The organism is Bacillus sp. TL12, assembly GCF_022625245.1.
Lineage (GTDB): Bacteria > Bacillota > Bacilli > Bacillales > Bacillaceae_G > Bacillus_A.
In genome coordinates, this window is sequence record NZ_JAJJBY010000012.1 from 98,835 (window position 1) to 119,803 (window position 20,969).

Sequence of the window (20,969 nt, forward strand, 5' to 3'; positions counted from 1 at the left end):
TATCATCGAAATATAGACGTAAAATAAGGAGTGATGCAAATGAATGTAAATGTAGCAAAAATAGCTTCTCTTATTAGTGATACATCACGAGCAACAATTCTAGTCCAACTTTTGGATGGTCGTCCACATCCAGCCACTGAATTAGCACATGCCGCGAAAATCCAACCACAAACAGCCAGTTTTCATCTTCAAAAACTATATGAAGCACAGATTATAGATGTTGAAAAACATGGAAGACACCGTTATTACAAAATAGCCAATCATGAAATAGCAGAATCACTGGAAAAAATACTATATTTAACTCCTCCAGAACCAATTCAATCCTTTAAACAATCAAGGGAGTCTAAAGAAATTCAATATGCCAGAACTTGCTATGACCATTTAGCAGGAAAATTAGGTGTTGAAATTACAAATTCACTTTTAAATAACAACATATTAATTAAAGAAGATTTGCAATTTAAAGTAACGAAGAATGGACAAGAATTTTTTGAGAGTTTTGGTATTGATTTAGACTCGTTATATAAAAAAAGAAGATTTTTTTCAAAATGTTGCTTAGATTGGAGTGAAAGGCAACATCATATAGCGGGATCTTTAGGGAACGCTATTTTGGAGCAAATGTTACATGAAAATTGGATTGCTAGAGCCGAACACTCAAGAGCAATACACATTACTCCATTAGGAAAGAGAAAAATATATGAGACTTTTTCAATACATATGTAATGTCTGGTGCTCATTACAAATTAATAAAAGGCTGCCCTAAACAGAGCAGCCTTTTATCAACTAAACCGCATTTGCTCTTGAGAAAAACTCAATTTCACAAACCGAAACTGTTGTCCGTGTAGTGCCTGCAACAATATCAACAGTGTCACATGAGACAGCTGCAACAGTACCAGTCACTGTAGCACCACTTCTAGTAGTAATTGTTACAGCAACACCTGTACCTATCAAAGCTCTTAGTCTCTTAACTAGACCTGTTGTGCAACAACAATCGCATTTTTCATTTTGATCCTTTTTGCACTTTTTAAATTCTTTCCAGCAATCATCATCATGATCATCCCAGCATTTAGAATGTCTTTTTGAATCGCTACACTTAGAATATTTTTTTTCATACCAACCTTCACGACAACTCATAATTTCACCCCTTTATCCTTTTACTATAAATTATGTAAAAAGAAATAAAGTGATAGAGACAAACACATAGATACAAGAAAACAAACAACTGTCCTATACTTCGTTTAAAATAGAGACAATAAAAAATGAGCTCTTTATAAAGAACTCATTTTTTATGATTATATTTGTTTAGCTTTTAATCCTTGAATATATGAAACAACCTCTGGATTTACTAAAGAAGATAAATCACCCAGTTCCTTGCCTAAATACGCCGCTTTAATTACTCGTCTCATCACTTTTGAATTGCGCGTTTTCGGCAAATCTTCTACAACATGAATATCTTTTGGACATAACGCCTTTCCAATATGTGAATTTACTAAATTCATCAACTCTTTTTTGAGTTCCGTTGTAAATATTGTCCCTTCTCGTAAAACAACGAAACAGTGACAAACCTCGCTTTTCACTTCATCTGGTACACCTATTGCTGCTGCTTCGATTACATCATGGTGTTTTACAATAATCGATTCATATTCAGCTGGTCCGATACGCTTCCCAGCAATATTTAATGTATCATCAGAACGTCCTGTAATGATATATTGCTCTCCATCATAGATTACCCAGTCACCATGTACCCATTTATCCCCAAAACGTGACCAATACGTATTGACATAACGTTCGTCATCTTCCCAGAAGCTTTTCGTCATTCCAACCCATGGTTTTTCTAAACATAATTCTCCAACTTCATCACGAATTGGGCTACCTTGTTCATCTAATACAACCGCTGCCATTCCAGGTAAAGGTGCATTGAAACTAATCGGTGCAATTGGTTTAACTAGGACATTCCCAAATATTCCACCAGAAATTTCGGTTCCACCTGAATAGTTACAAATTGGTACTTTCCCTTTTCCAACTGTTTCAAAAAGCCACATCCAAGGATCTGGATTCCAAGGTTCACCCGTTGATGCGAATACTTCTAAACTTTCTAGAGAATGTTTCTTTACATATTCATCACCTTTTGCCATCAATGCTCGAATTAATGTCGGTGAAATCCCAAGATGAGTAATTTGATATCGATCAACAGTTTCCCATAATCGATCTGCTTCTGGGTAATCTGGAACACCTTCGTACATGACCATTGTTGCTCCATTAATAAGAGAGCCAAATAATAAAAACGGTCCCATCATCCAGCCCATATCAGTCACCCACAATACACGGTCGCCTTGCTGAATGTTCATACCAAACCCTGCATCAAATGCCGATTTCAGAGGAAATCCAGCATGCGTGTGTACCGTTCCTTTTGGTTTACCAGTTGTCCCAGATGTATAAATGAGCATAAGCGGGTCATCACTTTTCATTTCCTCAGCATGCGTAAATGGTTTTTCTTTTTCTAAAACACTCCATGAAACATCATAATTGTGGGGTATAAAATCATTTCCAGCATGACGAACAATAACAACCTTTTCAACAGATGGACAATGTTCACACGCTTTATCGACCTCATCTTTTAAAGAAACAATTTTACCGCGGCGTGAGAATCCATCCGCTGTAATAATCATTTTTGAGCCTGCTGCTTGTACACGCGTCATAACTGCATCAGCTGCAAACCCAGAAAAAATCGGAGAAATAATCGCACCTATTTTCATTACTGCCAGCATGGCAACAACGGTTTCTGGAATCATTGGCATGTAAATTGTTACGCGATCACCTTTCTCAATGCCCATATGCTTCAATCCATTGGCAACACGACTTACCCAGTTATCGAGCTCTTCATATGTAAATGATTTTGTTGTGCCATCTTCTCCTTCGTACATGAGGGCAGGTTGTTGTTTTGTCTCTTCATCTGCAAGCCAACGAGATAATACAGATTCTACTACATTGCATGTCCCATCCTTATACCACTGTGCAAACGGTGTGCCGTTTGCTAAATCTAACACTTCTGTATATGGCTTCATCCATTGATAACCAACTGCACGTTCTGCTTCCCCCCAGAACCATGCAGTTTCTTCAATTGACTTATCATAAAATGCTTCATAATCTTCATAACCAAGCGATTTCATCCACCCGTATAAACGTGTTTTGTCTTTATATTCTTCTGTTGGAAACCAAACGGCTTGCTTCAATGTTTTCCCCTCCTCATTTTTCGAACAAGAAAGCCCTAAATAGGGCTTTTATACTGGATAAACTGGATGTTTTCGATCTGTAAACACTTGATATTTACTCATGTACATGTCAAAGCGTTTCTTTAGCTCTTCACGTAAATCATTCGGATGAACAATACCATCAATTACCATTTCAGATGCTAGACGGTAAATATCAATATCTTGTTTATACTCTTCACGTTTTTCTGCAATAAAGCTCGCACGTTCTTCTTCTGGCAACGCTGCAATTTTGTTTGCATATACAGCATTAACGGCAGCTTCAGGTCCCATTACAGCAATAGAAGCCGTCGGCAACGCAAGACAGCAATCAGGTTCGAACGCTGGGCCTGCCATTGCATATAGACCAGCACCATATGCTTTACGAACAACGATTGAAATTTTCGGTACTGTCGCTTCACTCATTGCAGAAATCATTTTCGCACCGTGACGAATAATACCGGCTCTCTCAACTTTCGTTCCAATCATAAATCCAGGTACATCAGCAAGGAATAATAATGGAATATGATACGCATCACATAAATTAATAAACTTCGCTGCTTTATCGGCAGAATCGTGGAATAATACGCCACCTTTCATGCGTGGTTGGTTTGCAACAATACCAATAGGTTTCCCATCGATTCGTCCTAACCCTGTAATAAGTTCTTGTGCAAATAATTTTTTCACTTCAAAGAAAGAACCTTCATCGATAATACGATTAATAAGATCTTTCATATTAAAAGGTGCATTTTGATTTTCTGGGATGATTTGTTCTAACGTTTTTTCGAATTGCTTTGGTTCTTGAGGTGTTACCTTAGGAGCATTTTCTTTGTAATTACTTGGGAAGTAAGAAATATACTGTCTTGCCTGAACGATTGCATCTTCTTCTGTCTTACATAAAACATCGCCGCATCCTGATACGGAGCAATGCATACGAGCGCCGCCCATTTCCTCTAGTGTTACTTTTTCACCAATAACCATCTCAGCCATACGTGGTGAGCCTAAATACATAGAAGCATTTCCTTCCACCATCATGACAACGTCACAGAAAGCAGGAATATACGCACCTCCAGCTGCTGATGGACCAAATAGTAAACAAATTTGCGGCACCTTACCTGATAGCTTCACTTGGTTATAAAAAATGCGTCCTGCGCCGCGGCGGCCTGGGAACATTTCAACTTGGTCAGTAATACGCGCACCTGCAGAATCAACAAGATAAAAAAGTGGCACACGTAATTTTTCTGCTGTCTCCTGGATACGTAAAATCTTTTCAACAGTACGAGAACCCCAAGATCCTGCCTTAACTGTTGAATCATTTGCCATAACACATACTGTACGACCATGTATTTTTCCTGTTGCCGTTACAACACCATCCGCTGGTAAACCTGTTTGCTCACAATTTGCAAATAATGCATCCTCTACATATTCACCGTTATCAAATAGAAAAGCTAAGCGATCTCGAACAAAGATTTTTCCTTTTGCTTTATTTTGCTCATGATATTTCGGCGCTCCGCCTTGTTTAATTGTTTCAACACGTTCTGCAAATGAATTCGATTGTTGTTTTTGTTCTAGCACATTTACTCCCCCTTATAAATTGGTTCACGTTTTTCCTTAAATGCTTGTAGTCCTTCCAATCGATCTTTCGTATGAATTACACCTTCATACGCTTGTTTTTCCATTTGTAATCCAGTATGCAAATCTACTTGTATACCATTTGAGATTGCTTGTTTTGCTAATCGAACTGCAATTGGACCGTTACTAGCAATGCGTTCTGCTATTTCAATTGCTTTTTCTTCTAGTAAGTTAGCTGGTACAACGAACTCGACCATTCCATATTCCTTTGCTTCATGCGCTGAAATACGTCTCGCCGTATAAATTAATTCCTTTGCTCTGCCGACACCAATTAATCTTGGCAGACGCTGCGTACCACCAGCTCCTGGGATAATAGCTAAAGATGTTTCAGTAAGTCCAAGACTTGCTGTTTCTGCTGCAATTCTAAAATCACACGCTAAACTTAATTCGGTACCACCACCAAGTGCAATTCCATTTATTGCAGCAATAACAGGTTGTGATAATTGCTCAACCATATCCATTGTAGAACGAATCATTCCAACAGCATGTCGTACTTGCTCCTCATTCATATTGGCACGTTCTTTTAAATCCGCTCCGGCACAAAATGCTTTTTCACCATAGCCTGTTAAAATAATGACACGAACATCAGTCTCTTCATTTAAATCGCTTAATGTAGACTGCAATTCTTCTAATAATGCAAGAGATAACGAGTTTGCTTGTCGCTGGCGATTTAATGTTATTTTTACGATATGCGGTGTTACATAATCTACTGAAATGTTTTGTAATTGTAGCATTTTATCACCTACTTATTGTTTTATGTTGCAATGCTTTATACACATGACTTGGCAATTGAATATTTAACTTACTTTGAATAAATTGACTAGCCTTTAATAGCTTTTCTTCATTTATATTTGTTTGTACGCCCATTTTATGGAGCATATGTACTAAATCATCAGTCGCGACATTTCCTGATGCTCCTGGTGCATAAGGACAACCGCCAAGACCGCCACAAGAACTATCAAATGTCGTAACACCGTATTCCAATGACTGAACGACATTTGCAAGTGCCATCCCATACGTATTATGAAAATGCATCGCAAATTGAGAAGAATCATATTTTTTAAGTAAACGTTCTAATACACGCTCTACTTGCAATGGATTTGCTACACCAATCGTATCTCCAAGAGAAACTTCATAAATACCGTATGAAAAGAGTTGATCACATAGTTCATCTACAGCATCAATGCTCACATCTCCTTCATAAGGACAACCAAAAACGGTAGAAACGTAACCTCTTACTCTTTTCCCTGCGAACTGTGCTTGTTTTGTAATATCTTGCACAACAGATAATGCTTCTTTAATGGACTTATTAATATTGCTTTTATTATGCGACTCACTTGCTGATAAAAAAACATTCACCTCATCTACATTTTGCAAAAGAGCTCGTTCCAAACCATTTTGATTTGGAACAAGCGCAGCATATGTAACATCTGAATTCCGCTTTAACTCTGCAAATACATCACCCGCATCAGCTAAAGCAGGAACCCATTTCGGGTGAACGAAAGAGGAAACTTCAATATATGATAATCCAGCTTCTGAAAGTAATTGAATCCATTTCACTTTATCTTTTGTGCCAACAATTTTCTTTTCATTTTGCAAACCATCACGTGGTCCCACTTCTTTAATGACAGCAAAAGTAGGTAGCTTCAATACATTTCACCCCTTCTTCTCCCTATTCAATCTCTACCAATACATCTCCTTCATTTACAAAATCGCCCTCTTGCACATTAATTTTCATGACTGTGCCAGCTTCTTCTGAAACGATTGGAATTTCCATTTTCATAGATTCCAAAATGACGACATCCTGTTCTTCTTCTACTGTATCTCCTACTCCCACAACAATTTTCCAAACATTACCTGCCATCGATGCATACACTTTTGTCATCATTTTTTCCCCCTTTAATATTCATGAACCTTATTTTTTTACAAGTTGTTTTGTTACAAAACCTGTTGTATAAATACCACTTTGGAAGACTTCATCTTCTAGTACTTGGAGTAGCATAGATGTATTTGTCTTAATACCTTCTACTTTCAAGGCTTGAAGTGCATCCTGTAATTTTTCAATTGCTTCTTCACGCGTTTCACCATGAGCAATCACTTTTGCAATCATCGGATCGTAAAACGGTGTGATTGTCACATTATTTTCTAAAAAGTGATCAATACGCACTGTTTCTGGTAACGTTAGGTCCGTAATCTTCCCAGGTGATGGGAAAAATGTTTTTGGATCTTCCGCATAAATACGCGCTTCAATGGCATGACCACTACGTTTTATATCCTCCTGTGTAAAGGAGAGTTTTTCACCAGATGCAATGAGTAATTGTTGTTCTACAAGGTCTAGTCCAGTAATTTCTTCTGTGACAGGATGCTCTACTTGTAATCTCGTATTCATTTCTAAGAAATAGAAGTTTTTCTGATCATCCACAAGAAATTCAACAGTACCTGCATTTGTATAGCCAAGAGCTTTTGCTGCTTGTACAGCAACTTCTCCCATTGCTTTACGTGTCTCTTCATCTAAAAACGGAGACGGTGCTTCTTCAATCACCTTTTGATTTCGGCGTTGTACAGAGCACTCTCGTTCCCATAAGTACACTGTATTTCCATGAGTATCAGCTAAAAGCTGAATTTCGATATGATGTGCGTCTGCAATATATCGTTCTAAGTACATTTCACCATTACCAAAGAAGTTTTGCGCACGTGTTTTATTACTCTCGAATGCTTTGGTGAGCGTTTGCTCAGTTTCCATCAACTGCATTCCAATGCCTCCGCCGCCCGCGGATGCCTTCAACATTAATGGATAACCAATTTGTTTTGCGATTTCAATTGCTTCTTCAGCAGTTTCAATATTTGTTGTAATACCTGGTACAACTGGAACATTTGCTTCTTGCATTGCCAAACGTGATTCAATTTTGCTTCCCATCTTAGCAATAATTTCTTCTGAAGGACCAATAAATACAATTCCTTCTTCTTTACAGCGAATCGCGAAAGAAGGATTTTCTGATAATAATCCATATCCTGGATGAATCGCTTCCGCATTTGTTTTCTTAGCAATTTCAATTATCTTTTCAAGATTTAAATAACTCTCTTGAACACGCGGGCCACCAACTAAATAAGCCTCATTTGCTAGTTTTACATGAAGTGCATTTTCATCTGCCTCGGAATAAATAGCAACTGTGCGAATACCAAGCTTTTGACAAGTTTTCATAATTCGAACTGCAATTTCTCCACGATTAGCAATTAATATTTTTTGAAACATAGTGAATCCTCCTTTTATCTACACCCTAAGTGTCTTGCGATTACGAGACGTTGAATTTCAGAAGTTCCTTCACCAATTTCTAAAAGTTTTGCATCACGAATATGACGCTCAACTTCATATTCACGCATATAACCATATCCACCGTGAATTTGCACGGCTTGATTCGCAATACGACTTGCTGCTTCAGATGCAAATAACTTTGCCATAGCTGCTTCTTTACCAAAAGGTTTATCATGATCTTTTAACCAAGCTGCTTTATGTACTAAATTACGCGCCAATTCCACCTCAGTAGCCATATCTGCCAGCTTAAATTGAATCGCTTGGAAATTCGAAATTGTTTTTCCGAATTGCTGACGCTCTTTTGCATATTGAAGTGCACGTTCAAAAGCAGACTGTGCAATCCCTACAGCTAATGCTGCAATTGAAATACGCCCTCCATCAAGTGTATATAGGAATTGCTTAAATCCTTTATTTACATCACCAAGGATATTTTCTTTTGGCACACGAACGCTATCAAGTACGATTTCGCAAGTATTTGAAGCGCGAACACCCATCTTATCGTATGGACTTGAAATCGTTAATCCTTCACTATTTGTCGGCACAATAAATGCAGAAATACGTTTTTTACCACTTTCTTCAATACCGTTGACAGCGGTTACAATAATTGTATTTGCATACTCAGCATTTGTGATCCAACACTTCTCGCCACTAATCACATATTCATCGCCATCTAAAAATGCTTTTGTTTGTGTGCCACCTGCATCAGATCCAGCATTCGGTTCAGTCAAACCAAAAGCACCTAATGTTTTTCCAGATGCCATTGGTACTAAATACTTCCGCTTTTGTTCTTCTGTACCAAAGTAATAAATTGGAGAAGCACCTAATGAAATTGTTGCAGCATAACTTAAACCTGTACCGCCACAAGCACGGCCAATTTCTTCAACAGCTAACGCGTACGATAGAGTATCACCGCCAGAACCTCCATACTCTTCTGGGAATGGGATTCCTAATAATCCTAGTTCGCCCATTTTTTGAAACGTTTCATATGGAAATTCAGCTGTTTTGTCATAATACACAGCTTTTGGTGCGATTTCCTTTTCGGCAAAGTCACGTACCATTTCTTTAATCATTTGTTTTTCGCGAGTTAGAGTAAATTCCATTCCGCTACACACCCCTTATCGAATATTGAGTTTCGACAGCGTACGAGTCTGTACTACAAACATTGCTTTTTAAAAGACAGGAATAGTAGTTAGATAATTGTTATAATTCTGTCATAACTTAATTTTAAAACAGAATCTGTACTCATGCACAAAAAAATTCCTACATTGTTCTACAACAACATAGGAATAATCGTGTCGAATTATGCGATTTTTCTTTAATAATCTCTACCTTTACCTGAATCTGATATTTCCACTAATGCTTCTGGATACGGTTCAAAATATGTTTGTCGTAATAAATAATTTTCTTCGAATCGAATCGCCCATGTTTTTAAGATTGCAAGCAAACTGCTAAGTGGCATTTTCTTTTCAGCATACTTGTGAAGTAATTCCAAAAAATGCTCTTTTTCTTGTCTCTTTAACTTCGTTTTAAAGTATCCAAAAATATGCTCACATACATTTATATTCGATGTATAGCGCGGTGTGCGCATTAACAATTCATACAAAGCCTTCTCATAATTTTCAAAAACAACTTCAATCTTTTCCTTTTTCTGATTCGCGATAATACGACCTAATTCTTTCTGTTTCAGTTGATTATATGCCATAAATAAATATTTATAATTAGACTGAAAATGAATGAGATTTTTCAAGTCTCTATCATGCTTTAATGTTTTAAAATTAGCAATTGTAAACAGCCTAGTAAAGAAATGTTCGCGGATAATAAAATTCGACAATCTACCTTCTTCCTCTATTGCAATATGCGAAAATTTTTTTAATACAGCGCCACCAAACAAACCAGCACCCTTCTCTTTTACTGGTGATTTTTCATATCCTGTATAAATTTTCACATCTCTAGTTCCACAACTTGGAGAACGATTCTTTAAAATAAAACCATCAACATCTGGTAAAGAATTTAAAAATCGATCAGAAAAAATTTGCATTTTCTCTGTTACATCTTCTTTTGTTGAAGGTTGTACAAGTTTGTGAATGCCGCTATCTTCAACAACTCGAATCGTTTCACGAGGGATTCCTAATCCGATTTCTACTTCAGGACATACTGGAATAAATGTAACAAACGGTTGTAAATTTCGAATTGTAACATCAGAAATCATTTCCCCATTATAACGGCAAGCATCAAATTCTAGGCATTTACTTACAACAACTGTTGGTTTTGCAAATTGTCGCATTTTATTACCTCCGCGGTGTTAATCCGTATAATATAAATTGAATTGTATTTTCAATTTCTGCTTCATCGTCCCATTTTTCTTCAGGTAATAATAAAAATCGAGTTAAAATTAACCCCATTATAGCTGATAAAGTAAAGCGAATAACTGAAGGAGTTGGCATTTCGATAATTTGTCCTTGTTCCTGAAAATGTACAATTAATTTTTTAAAGCGAGAAAAAAGTTCCTTCTCTACTAATTGTTGTATTTCATTTTTTAATTCTGGTTGAAATGGTACTTCTTGTATTAAAATTTTTAACATTGGAAAATGTTTTTTAGCAAATTCAAACCGATTTCGAATTGCTTTTCTTAAAAATTCTTCGTACGTTTCATACGTATTCTCCAATATTTCTTTTGCAAAAGCTTGTACGAAAAATGGAGCAGCAAACTTTGTTAAAGTTGGCATGACAACCGCTAATAGTAAATCTTTTTTCGTCTTATAGTAGCGGAAGATCGTTCCTTCCGCTACACCGGCACGCTTTGCAATCTCACTTGTTGAAGTGGCTGCATACCCTTTTTCTCCAAATATATCAACCGCAGCTTCTAATATACGCAGTTGTCGTTCATTGCGCTTATCTGTATCTACACTAGCGATTAATTCTTCCAGCCAATCTTTTTTCATTCATCATGCCCCTTTTTATAAAAATTATATTCTACGATGTTTCTTCAAAGCAAATACATTTCCTACTGTAAATACTAGCGCAAAAAGAAGCAACACACCGAGATCGCTTGCAATTTCAGTAAAACCTTGATTCCGAATCATCACTTGTTTCATTGCATCAGCACCATATGTGAGTGGGAATAACTTTCCAAGCATTTGTAACCACTTATTCATTGATTCCATTGGAAACAAACCCGAAAAGAAAATTTGCGGTACGATGACAAGTGGGATAAATTGAATCATTTGAAATTCGTTATTGGCGTATGCTGATAAAAAAGTGCCTAGTGTTAACGCTGTTAGCGAAAGCATACACGTAATCAATAACGTAAGCCATGGTGACCCTGCTACATATAAATCAAGAATATAAACAGAGAAACCTACAATAATAACAGACTGTAAAAATGCAAAAATACCAAATCCAACTATATAACCAACAACAATTTCCCAGCGGCGGACTGGAGTAGATAGCAGCCTTTCCAATGTCCCACTTAAACGTTCTCGCACAAAGGAAACGCCTGATAAAATAAAGACAAAGAAGAATGTGAAAAAGCCAATTAATACCGGTCCTAGTCCATCAAACATCGTAAAATCTGCGGAACCATGTAAAAAATCAATTTCTGGTTTCAAACCAGGTATATCATTTTTTTCTGTGGATTTTTGTAATACTTGTAGTACGGCGCGATTTTTTGAAGAATCGCTACCTTCCAGTAATACATTTATTTTTTCATTTTCTAAAGTTATAATGGCATCTATCTGTTGATTTTCCAACTTAGAACGTGCGTCTTCTTTACCATATTCATAAATGGTAGCATCTTGTTTTTTCATTGATTCCACTATAGGTGCTGGAACATCTACTAATGCAATCTGAGGTATATAATCCTTTTGTGTAAACACAAGTGATAATAACCAAAGAAGTAACATGGGAGCGCCAAACATCATTGCTAGTGATCGTTTATCTCGAAGAAACTGACGAATAATCCGTATAATTACACCACCAACCCTCATGATTCAACCGCTCCTTCCAATAGAAAAACGTCTTCAATTCGTCCTGATGAAGTTCGTTCTTTCAAGTCATTTGGAGTTCCCGTCGCAATTAACTTCCCATCTCTAATTAATCCAAGACGTTCACAAAATTCAGCTTCGTCCATAATATGTGTTGTCACAATAATCGTTGTTCCTTGTTCTTTGAGCTCATAAAATTTCTCCCAAATAGATTTGCGAAGAACTGGATCAATTCCAACCGTTGGTTCATCTAAAATCAATAATTTAGGCTCATGTAAAAGTGCGATAGCAAGTGATAAACGCTTCTTCATTCCACCTGAAAAATGCTGTACTTGTTTCTTAGCATGCTGTGATAATTGAACTAATGTAAGAATTTCTTCTATTCTCTCTTTCTTACTCTTTCCTTTTAATCCATACATCGCCGCAATAAAATCTGCATTTTCATAAGCTGATAACTCTTCATACAGGGCATCAGCTTGTGCCATATACCCAATATGCTTCATCTCATTTAAATTAGGCATTTTCGTTCCTAGAGCTGTTACATCACCAGTCGTTGATTCACTAATACCAGCAATCATTTTAATAAGTGTCGTTTTTCCAGAACCCGAGGGACCTACTAAACCAAAAATCTCTTTGTCTGATACAGATAGTGAAATATTGTGTAATACTTCTTTTTTACCAAAACTTTTTGATACATCTTGCAAAATCACAGAAGGTTGTTGCAATAAAATCTCCTCCTTTTCGAAATGAGTGAGTACTCACTTTTATTTTACTCTTGGAGTATTATATGTCAAACTTTATTTATAAGTATTATTTTTTCTTATTTCTAACAACTCACTTCGTCATAAAACAATGAAACAGAGTCGACAATAGAATGAATTTCTCATTACCGACTCTGTTTCATTTTAAACGATTATTTATAAGCTATGTTTCTAAATTTAAATACTTTCTAATCCTAGCAAGATCCAAAGAATACTCAATTACTAATTGCTGTATAGGTAAAATGACTTTTTCAGGGTACAAGTGCGCATATTGTAATGTTTCTGTATACTTTTCTAACCTCTTTTCTAAGTACTTCACAATTTGTTCAGGGTGATTTACCAATAAACACTGACTATAATAATGAATTTGTTCTTCAATTGCTGTGTATTCCTCAATTTCAAATTCTTTATGCATGTGTACACGACTCCTTTATACAAAGTTTTTTATATGCTCTAACCATATTCTAATCCAATTAAAAACTGAGTATTTTAATTATTTACACTATATCAAAAGAAGGACGTCAAAATTTGTTATTTTATGTAGTGTAGAACAAATTTAACAAAATTGTAATGGATACTTGTACTTAAAAACACCTATTTTTCATATAAAGTGCCCCTTTAATCAGTGGGGGTTTTCTTTATCCCCCACTGATTATTAACCCTCACCAATCGGGCTTTTACGGGCAGTTAATCTCCCACCTATCTTTCCCGTTTCTCTCTGAATCTTGAGGTGGGGATCTTACTGCCCGTTAATACAGGATAAACAGTTCCTTTTACTAATATATTTTGGTTTTCATTTTCTATCAAAATAGTTGCATTAGATATAAAAAAAGTCGTGCAGCTTAATTTAATTGCACGACTACAATTTCTAGTCTGTTAAAAATCCTTATAAAAGTTCTATTAAATATATTTTTAGCACTTCTTTTTAATTATGTTATTCACCTTTCAGCAAATGTTTTATTTTATATTTTTTCTTTCAATACGGTATGTGAAATTTCTCAAATTTCCTTCCTCCTTAACTAAAATTGCAGATACCAGCTGCATTGTCGCTCTGTAAAGTTTGCTTTATTTTATCTATACCGCAGCAACAAATGTTGCTTTAAAAGATAGTTTGATTAGAAATCACTCTTTAAATCTTGATTCAGTGCATATTAAAATCCATTATTTTGAATATAGATTGATCAATACAATGGCTTCCTTCTAGTTTAGGAACTACTTTTTATAAAAAGTTTGATTATTTTGATGTTCCTTGTTCAACTAACAGGATCCTAAGTTGAAGTGAACATATTCACAATGTTACATTTCCATTGTGGAATGATAATAACCTCATTTAATTTTAGACCTTATAAACATATAACCCCATCCTAAAAGTAGGACAGGGTTAACATAAGGGTTTTTATTTTTTGATAAAAAGCACTTCACCTAACTTAAAACTTGCCAATAAATTCGTTTAGTACTAGGTTACTTCGTCATGAAGTTACTTCTGCACTATTTGAATAAAGTTGCCGCATGTATCGTCGAAGACAGCTATTGTGACTTCGCCCATTTTTGTCGGCTCCATAGTAAACTTCACGCCTTTTTCCAATAATCGTTCGTACTCTTTATTAATATCTGTAACGCCAAACATTGTTGCTGGGATGCCTTCAGCAAATATTTTCTTTTGATACTCTTTTGCGGCAGGATGTTCATTCGGTTCGAGTAAAAGCTCAGTACCGCCCTGATCATCAGGAGAAACAAGCGTTATCCACCTAAATTTTCCTACGGGAACGTCCTCCTTTTTTACAAACCCTAGCTTTTCTGAATAAAACTCCATTGCCTTGTCTTGATCTTGTACAAATATACTAGTAACAACGATTTTCATATTGTTTTTGCCTCCCTTTTTATTGGTGACGCATGGTGCTGTACTAACGGTCTGGTTTTCCGCAAAACACCCCACATGTTCGTCAGAAAATCCTGTTACGATATTATAAAATTACTCTATCCATCCTTTCAGTAAGTTTTTAAGTGGTTCGTTGTTAAACATAAGTACTCGATATTTTCCCTTTCGCATTGATTTTACGAGCCCCGCATCTTCCAATGTAGTAAGATGTTTAGCAATCGCCTGTCGCGAAATGGAAAGGTCGTGCTTCATAATAAGACGTGCCGTAAGTTCATACAACGTCAGCTCGTTACGTTCGGATAGTTCGTCTAATATAAGCCGCCGAGTCGAGTCGCCAAGTGCTTTGAATATAGCGTCTTTGTCCCAATTCATATATCAAGTATAAGCAACTATATGGTTGCCATCAACAATAAGCAACTGTAAAGTTACATGATAAAGGAACCGTATTATGCAATCTTAACAAGTTAAAGTCACATAATTGTAATTTGGAACCATTACAGAAATATAAACTGAATTTCAACAAAAAACTGCCCAAAGTCCTCCTTAGGCAGTTCAGCTCATTCTTATTTATGCTAAAGACTTCGTTTCTTTCATTACATCAACAAAGAATCCCCAGTTATTGATAACTGATGAAATACTAATATGCTCGTCTGGTGTGTGAACGTTGAAAATATCTGGTCCAAATGAAATTGCATCTAATTCCGGCATTTTTTGAACAAATACACTACACTCAATACCGGCATGTACCGCAAAGATCTCAGCATCCTTGTTATATTTTTCTTTATGCACTTTTTCAAATAAATCACGAATTGGTGAATTCGGACTGTACGGCCATTCTGGATACTCTGATTCCTTCTCGAACGTTGCTCCAACCAATTCTGCAATATGCTTAATTTCATTTGTAATGTGCTGTTTTAAACTACTTACAGAACTTCTTACTTCATTTCGTAATTTAATTTCATTATGTAATGTTTCAATAACACCTAAATTTGTTGAACTTTCTACAAGTCCTTTAATATCCATACTCATGCTTTGAATACCGTTTGGAATTAGGAATAAAGAAGAAATAAGCTGACTTTGTGTTGTTTTAGCAAATACTTTTTCTACTTTTCCTTCTAATTTTGTAAGAGAAACATGTACATCAGGTTCTACAGCACGTAACTCTTCTTGGAAAATGCATGTCCATTCTACCACTTTCTCTTCTACCTTTTGTACGTCATGTCCAGATAATAAAATTGTCGCAACACTTTCACGTGGAATCGCATTTGTTTTTAATCCGCCATGAATTTCACTCATGTTAAATGAGATTTCTTTTGATAAATCATGAAGAACGCGTCCTAATACTTTATTGGCATTTCCTCTTTGTTTATCAATTTCCATACCGGAATGACCGCCTTTTAGTCCACCAACATATAGACGATATGCTTCTAGTTCAGCAGGTACTTCTTCCCAATCAACAGAAATTGTTTCAACTGCTTTCGCTCCGCCTGCACTGCTCACTAGTAATTTATGATCTTCTTCAGAATCGATATTAATAAATATTTTTCCATCAAAATGCTTTGCATCAACAGCAAAAGCTCCACCCATTGTTGTCTCTTCCTCAGTTGTAATCACAACCTCAAGAGATGGATGCGGAATATCAGCCGAATCTAATAGTGCTAATGCATATGCAACTGCAATACCATTATCAGCACCTAAAGTCGTTTGATTTGCATACAGCATGTCCCCAACGATTCGTAGCTCAATCGGATCCTTTTCAAAATCATGAACAGTTGCTTGGTTCTTTTCGCAAACCATATCCATATGACCTTGTATAATAATTGCTGGGACATGTTCATAACCGTCAGTTGCTGGTTTTTTAATAATTACGTTTAAAGCTTCATCTTGCACTACTTCTAAATTACGATCTTTTGCAAATCCTACTAGGAAATCACTAATTTCTTTTTCATTTCCAGATCCTCTTGGAATCTTTGAAATTTCTGCAAAATGATAAAATACAGGATGCTTTGTTAATTGTTCTAAATTAGAATACATTGTGAAGCTCCTCTCTTAAATACATCTTTGAATTTTAAATCATTCTATTCGTTATCATTATACCACGCTTCATCATGATACTTTTTATTAAAGATGTAGAGTTATCACTCCTACTAATCAAAACTCTCCTATACCACTTTCACAGAATATTGTTATAATTTTTTATACTACATAAAAAAGGAGAATGCATATGTATTTTATAGACAATCTGCCTTGCCCTGAACACATTTTCGATTTATCCCGCATTAACGGGCAGTAAAATCCCCCACCTCAAGCTTCAAAGAAACGCGAGGAAGATAGGCGGAGGATCAACTGCCCGTAAAAACCCGATTGGTTCAACTAATAATCAGTGAGGATGAAGAAATTGCTCACTGATTAAAGTTTCACTTTATACCATTCCGTCGGTTGGAATGACTTTTTAAAACTTTCAAAAGAGCAATTGCATCATGCTCTTACTCAAAGTACTTTTGTCATAAGTGTTTATGATAACGATCAATTAATTGGAACAGGACGTATTATTTCAGATGGGGTAATTCATGCTTACCTATGTGGATTGGTCGTCCATCCAGCCTATCAAAATCAAGGTATTGGAAAAGACATAGTTCAAAAATTATTAGTGAAATGTGAAAGACAGAATCTACATTTACAATTAATTTGCACAGAAGAAAATATTCCGTATTATAAGAAGCTAGATTTTGAGGAATTCGGAGCAGGAATGAAGAAGAAATAAAAAAAGAAAATGCTTTTATACATTTTCTTTTAATTTTTTCCCTTGCATATATTTTGATGCATCATGATTCATGAGCTTTTCTAGTCGATTAATATTTTCTGTTAATGCACCTTTCACAAGAGAGAAATCTGTATTCGATGCTTCTTTTTTTTCTTTAAAAAAAGCAAGTTTTTGTTGTTTCATTTCTTGCATTTTTTCCTCCCCCTTTATAAAAAAGATACAATCTTTCTCTCTTCATTATATCTCAAATATAAACCAGACGTTATCCTTTTCTTTTCAATTCTTCTTCTAACTCTTCTACTTGTTGCATTGTATCTCCTTTTATTAAAGAGAAATCTGTTGTATCCTCTGTTTCTTCTTTGAAAAATTCATTGCTATATTCTTTTTCCACTACAATCACCTCTACCTGCTAGTGTTGGGATGATTGTCCAAATTTATTCAATTATGTTTCATTTTCACGAACTTTGCCTGTATTTATGTATGAAAGAAAGGACAGAAACTTTTGCTTCTGTCCTATTTACTAAAATAACTATGCTGAATCGTTAAATTATATACATTTTCAAAATCTCGATCTTGAAGATTGTTCTTTTGACCATCAATAACAATACAAACATCTTTTACTATTTTCGCTGGTATGATACCGACATTTTCTACTTGAACAGCTTTTTGTTCATTTAATTGCTCTATATGTTCTAAAGGTACTGTGATACTAAACTGAGAGCGGATGCCACGAAAATTTGTATTTAATTCATCCGCTGTCACAAAGACAACAATTTTCGCTCCAATTTTTTCAGCATACGTATCAAGAAATACATTTAAACTTTGTGCATACTCAGCCTCTGCCCTCCACTCCATCGTACCAAATGCTGCGGGGTTTACATTTTGAATGATTGTGGTATAAATCTCTCCTCTTGCTTTCGAAGCGATTAATGATCGTTTAATGGATTGAACAGTCTTTCCGATATCACTAAATTTCGCCCCCCATATCTCCGAAATGTTTGGAGTTAAAATAAAGGCAATATCAACAAATATGACCATCGCAACGAACATTAAAATATTTTTCCAGAGGGTTAAATCAATTCCTTTCATCATGAAATAAATTGTGACTGATGTAATAAACACACCATACCATGTTTTTCGAATAAGCTGCTTTTTTTCTTCGTACAACTCTTCATTTTTCCAATAAAAGAAAATAAGAAATAAAAAAACTAGTACTAGAAAAAACAAACCAATTCGAATGTTAGAGACTGTCAATCACATCACCCTCCATTCAAAAACTTCTCACGATATCATTACATGCTCAATTTTCTCTCATTATGACAAAAGACATGGACAAGCTTCTAAAGTCTGCTGCATCGCATATACTAAAAAGGAAGCCACGTCTTTTATAATGAATCTACATTGTATATGTAGACAAGCCTGCATTTCAAATTTTCAAAAATATTTTTTTACAAAGATATGTGTTTGGGAATTACGCCTTTAGGTACTTCCCCATCCATACTTAAATAATAATGACGAATAGGTTGTAATTTTTCATCTAATTCATAAACAAGAGGAATACTCGTCGGAATATTTAATGACACTACGCCATCGTCCGATAAATTATCTAAATATTTCACAAGCGAACGAATTGTATTCCCATGCGATGAAATGATTACTTTTTGACCAGATTGTAACGTTGGTGCGATTTCCTTATGCCAAAAATCCAACACTCTTTTTTCTGTGTCTTCTAGACATTCTGTAAGGGGAAATTCTCCTTTTTTAAGCAGCTTATACCTTGGGTCAGCAACTTCATACCTTGGATCATCTTCAGCAAGAGCGGGCGGTCTCACATCCGTACTTCGTCTCCAAATATGAACTTGTTCATCTCCATATTTCTTTGCTGTCTCATCTTTATTTAAACCTTGCAACGCTCCGTAATGTCTCTCATTTAACTTCCATGATTTATGTACGGGAACCCAAGCCAAATCCATTTCATGCAGAATAATCCACAGTGTTCGAATTGCCCGTTTTAAAACAGAACTATACGCAACATCAAATGTATATCCATTGTTTTTTAATATCGCACCTGCTTCTCGTGCTTCGTTTAATCCATTTTCCGATAAATCTACATCTGTCCATCCTGTAAATCTGTTCTCAAGATTCCATAAACTTTGTCCGTGACGAATAAGTACAAGTTTTATCATCATAATTCCCCTTTCGGAAATAACACTTTAAGTTTTGTAATACGTACACGTCATAAAGTATCTGGTAATGTTCATTTTAACCCATGTATTCTATGATTCCCTCATAGTTGCCAAAATGCATGGATATAATGAATTCTTTTTCAAACCCTAAAAACTGAAGAATGATTTATTTCCTTATTTTTGATCAACGGGTTCTTCACGCTTAGATAGCCATGCATCAAAGCCCAAACGACTATTTGCTAGTTCTGTCATCACTTGATGCCAATGTTCTTCACACGTTTCACCAAATTTTGAAAAAATACTGCCCATTTGCTCTCTTTGCACGTCGCTTAGTTTTCTCTCGAGCTCTGCTCCTTCTTTCGTGAGAACAAGCTGTTTCACACGACGATCATGTTCTGCTTCATTACTTTCGATAAGCCCTTTTTCAAGAAGTTGACGAAGTGGTCCGTGAAGAGCTTGTTTACTTATTTCCAATAGAGATAACAATTCATTTATACTGAGCTCTGGAAAGCGAGCAATAAAAAATAAAATTCGGTGATGTACGCGCTGTATACCATATTCTTTTATAATTTCATCTGGTTTTTCTGTAAATGTTTTATATGCAAAATAAAACAATGCAAGCGCCTGATTCATTTGTTCTTCTTTATGTTGTGTCATCTACTTTCCCCCTATATGTAAATTATACCACAATTTCTCTCGGGAACATTAGATCATCTATTCAACTTAAAAAGGCAATCATTTAATGAAACAACTTAGGAATTGAACCCATCTTCGTTGTATCAACAGAGCTCCTTCTTTAATACTGCCGTAATTCCAATATACTTTTGTTTAACTTTCTTCTTTTCGCAAATTGAACTACCTTTCATATCATTTTCCTTCAACTTTTGAATGCTCTATGTCAAATTCTCGATATTCCATGTGCTTAACTTCTCATTTCTTCTTTTTCACTTGATTGCTTTGCTTTTTCCATTCATCTAATTAATCTTTTCATGCTTTCACTCCACACATGTCCTTTTATTGAAATAAAAGGATTATTTTGTTCGATTTTTAGATAGATGTTAATATTCTTCATAAAGGAGGTCTATTGATGAAGAATATATGGACAAAGATTTTTATAGGTGTTCTCATAGGAATTCTCATAGTAACTGCTCTTTTAATAACTTGGTATTTTGTTAACATTTCACTTTTTTGGAATCAACCCTAGAT

At 35.6% G+C, this 20,969-nt stretch carries 23 protein-coding genes and 1 pseudogene; 2 read left to right on the plus strand and 22 right to left on the minus strand.

Translation table 11 applies throughout. The features are described 5' to 3' along the window. The first annotated feature begins 39 nt into the window (after positions 1 to 39). Positions 40 to 720, plus strand: a complete 681-nt coding sequence (locus tag LOK41_RS13795) for an ArsR/SmtB family transcription factor (RefSeq protein WP_241817041.1) — start codon at positions 40 to 42, stop codon at positions 718 to 720. Between the two features lie 60 nt (positions 721 to 780). Here LOK41_RS13795 and LOK41_RS13800 read toward each other — a convergent pair whose 3' ends face one another. From LOK41_RS13800 to LOK41_RS13880, 17 genes are all read right to left on the minus strand, one after another. After that, complete coding sequence (locus tag LOK41_RS13800) at positions 781 to 948, minus strand: hypothetical protein (protein WP_241817043.1); 168 nt, start codon at positions 946 to 948, stop codon at positions 781 to 783. A 17-nt stretch (positions 949 to 965) separates the two neighbouring features. Next, on the minus strand, positions 966 to 1,109 hold the full coding sequence (locus tag LOK41_RS13805; RefSeq protein ID WP_241817044.1) for a hypothetical protein: 144 nt from the start codon (positions 1,107 to 1,109) through the stop codon (positions 966 to 968). Positions 1,110 to 1,289: 180 nt separating this feature from the next. Continuing rightward, complete coding sequence (locus LOK41_RS13810) at positions 1,290 to 3,230, minus strand: AMP-binding protein (protein WP_241817045.1); 1,941 nt, start codon at positions 3,228 to 3,230, stop codon at positions 1,290 to 1,292. A gap of 48 nt (positions 3,231 to 3,278) precedes the next feature. Then, on the minus strand, positions 3,279 to 4,820 hold the full coding sequence (locus LOK41_RS13815) for an acyl-CoA carboxylase subunit beta (protein ID WP_241817046.1): 1,542 nt from the start codon (positions 4,818 to 4,820) through the stop codon (positions 3,279 to 3,281). 2 nt (positions 4,821 to 4,822) lie between these two features. Further along, positions 4,823 to 5,611, minus strand: a complete 789-nt coding sequence (locus LOK41_RS13820; RefSeq protein ID WP_241817047.1) for an enoyl-CoA hydratase — start codon at positions 5,609 to 5,611, stop codon at positions 4,823 to 4,825. 4 nt (positions 5,612 to 5,615) lie between these two features. Further along, a complete protein-coding gene (locus LOK41_RS13825; RefSeq protein WP_241817048.1) occupies positions 5,616 to 6,527 on the minus strand; it encodes a hydroxymethylglutaryl-CoA lyase in 912 nt (303 codons plus the stop codon). A gap of 22 nt (positions 6,528 to 6,549) precedes the next feature. Next, entirely contained in the window at positions 6,550 to 6,765 is a 216-nt protein-coding gene (locus tag LOK41_RS13830) for an acetyl-CoA carboxylase biotin carboxyl carrier protein subunit (RefSeq protein ID WP_002056745.1), read from the minus strand. Positions 6,766 to 6,792: 27 nt separating this feature from the next. After that, entirely contained in the window at positions 6,793 to 8,130 is a 1,338-nt protein-coding gene (locus LOK41_RS13835; protein ID WP_241817049.1) for an acetyl-CoA carboxylase biotin carboxylase subunit, read from the minus strand. Positions 8,131 to 8,144: 14 nt separating this feature from the next. After that, positions 8,145 to 9,290, minus strand: coding sequence for an acyl-CoA dehydrogenase (locus tag LOK41_RS13840; RefSeq protein WP_174099736.1), 1,146 nt, complete (start codon positions 9,288 to 9,290; stop codon positions 8,145 to 8,147). 215 nt (positions 9,291 to 9,505) lie between these two features. After that, complete coding sequence (locus LOK41_RS13845) at positions 9,506 to 10,474, minus strand: YbgA family protein (RefSeq protein ID WP_241817050.1); 969 nt, start codon at positions 10,472 to 10,474, stop codon at positions 9,506 to 9,508. 4 nt (positions 10,475 to 10,478) lie between these two features. Then, positions 10,479 to 11,132, minus strand: a complete 654-nt coding sequence (locus tag LOK41_RS13850; protein WP_241817051.1) for a TetR/AcrR family transcriptional regulator — start codon at positions 11,130 to 11,132, stop codon at positions 10,479 to 10,481. A 24-nt stretch (positions 11,133 to 11,156) separates the two neighbouring features. Beyond that, positions 11,157 to 12,176 carry an ABC transporter permease gene (locus LOK41_RS13855; RefSeq protein ID WP_241817052.1) on the minus strand — a complete coding sequence of 340 codons (1,020 nt, stop codon included), beginning with the start codon at positions 12,174 to 12,176 and terminating at the stop codon, positions 11,157 to 11,159. Next, complete coding sequence (locus LOK41_RS13860; protein WP_241817053.1) at positions 12,173 to 12,898, minus strand: ABC transporter ATP-binding protein; 726 nt, start codon at positions 12,896 to 12,898, stop codon at positions 12,173 to 12,175. Before LOK41_RS13860 ends, LOK41_RS13855 begins: the two co-directional genes overlap by 4 nt. Before the next feature lie 199 nt (positions 12,899 to 13,097). Then, the gene (locus LOK41_RS13865) at positions 13,098 to 13,349 is read right to left on the minus strand and encodes a hypothetical protein (protein ID WP_174099730.1); all 252 of its coding nucleotides are present in this window, start codon (positions 13,347 to 13,349) and stop codon (positions 13,098 to 13,100) included. Between the two features lie 1,062 nt (positions 13,350 to 14,411). After that, positions 14,412 to 14,795, minus strand: a complete 384-nt coding sequence (locus tag LOK41_RS13870) for a VOC family protein (RefSeq protein ID WP_241817054.1) — start codon at positions 14,793 to 14,795, stop codon at positions 14,412 to 14,414. Positions 14,796 to 14,906: 111 nt separating this feature from the next. Further along, positions 14,907 to 15,185, minus strand: a complete 279-nt coding sequence (locus LOK41_RS13875) for an ArsR/SmtB family transcription factor (protein ID WP_174099728.1) — start codon at positions 15,183 to 15,185, stop codon at positions 14,907 to 14,909. 195 nt (positions 15,186 to 15,380) lie between these two features. Continuing rightward, positions 15,381 to 16,847: an aminoacyl-histidine dipeptidase gene (locus tag LOK41_RS13880; RefSeq protein ID WP_241817055.1), complete on the minus strand. Its 1,467-nt coding sequence runs from the start codon at positions 16,845 to 16,847 to the stop codon at positions 15,381 to 15,383. Positions 16,848 to 17,259: 412 nt separating this feature from the next. Here LOK41_RS13880 and LOK41_RS13885 point away from each other — a divergent pair. Further along, a pseudogene (locus LOK41_RS13885) lies at positions 17,260 to 17,577 on the plus strand (GNAT family N-acetyltransferase); the annotation flags it as partial. A 15-nt stretch (positions 17,578 to 17,592) separates the two neighbouring features. Here LOK41_RS13885 and spoIISB read toward each other — a convergent pair. The 5 genes from spoIISB to LOK41_RS13910 all read right to left on the minus strand — a co-directional run bounded on the left by spoIISB (position 17,593) and on the right by LOK41_RS13910 (position 20,420). After that, on the minus strand, positions 17,593 to 17,769 hold the full coding sequence (gene spoIISB / locus LOK41_RS13890) for a stage II sporulation protein SB (protein WP_174099725.1): 177 nt from the start codon (positions 17,767 to 17,769) through the stop codon (positions 17,593 to 17,595). Between the two features lie 70 nt (positions 17,770 to 17,839). Beyond that, positions 17,840 to 17,968: a hypothetical protein gene (locus tag LOK41_RS13895; RefSeq protein WP_033671175.1), complete on the minus strand. Its 129-nt coding sequence runs from the start codon at positions 17,966 to 17,968 to the stop codon at positions 17,840 to 17,842. Positions 17,969 to 18,090: 122 nt separating this feature from the next. After that, positions 18,091 to 18,831 carry a type II toxin-antitoxin system SpoIISA family toxin gene (locus LOK41_RS13900; RefSeq protein WP_241817057.1) on the minus strand — a complete coding sequence of 247 codons (741 nt, stop codon included), beginning with the start codon at positions 18,829 to 18,831 and terminating at the stop codon, positions 18,091 to 18,093. Positions 18,832 to 19,025: 194 nt separating this feature from the next. Then, complete coding sequence (gene gpmA, locus LOK41_RS13905; protein ID WP_241817058.1) at positions 19,026 to 19,763, minus strand: 2,3-diphosphoglycerate-dependent phosphoglycerate mutase; 738 nt, start codon at positions 19,761 to 19,763, stop codon at positions 19,026 to 19,028. A 174-nt stretch (positions 19,764 to 19,937) separates the two neighbouring features. Further along, the gene (locus LOK41_RS13910; protein ID WP_241817059.1) at positions 19,938 to 20,420 is read right to left on the minus strand and encodes a MarR family winged helix-turn-helix transcriptional regulator; all 483 of its coding nucleotides are present in this window, start codon (positions 20,418 to 20,420) and stop codon (positions 19,938 to 19,940) included. Between the last annotated feature and the right edge of the window lie 549 nt (positions 20,421 to 20,969).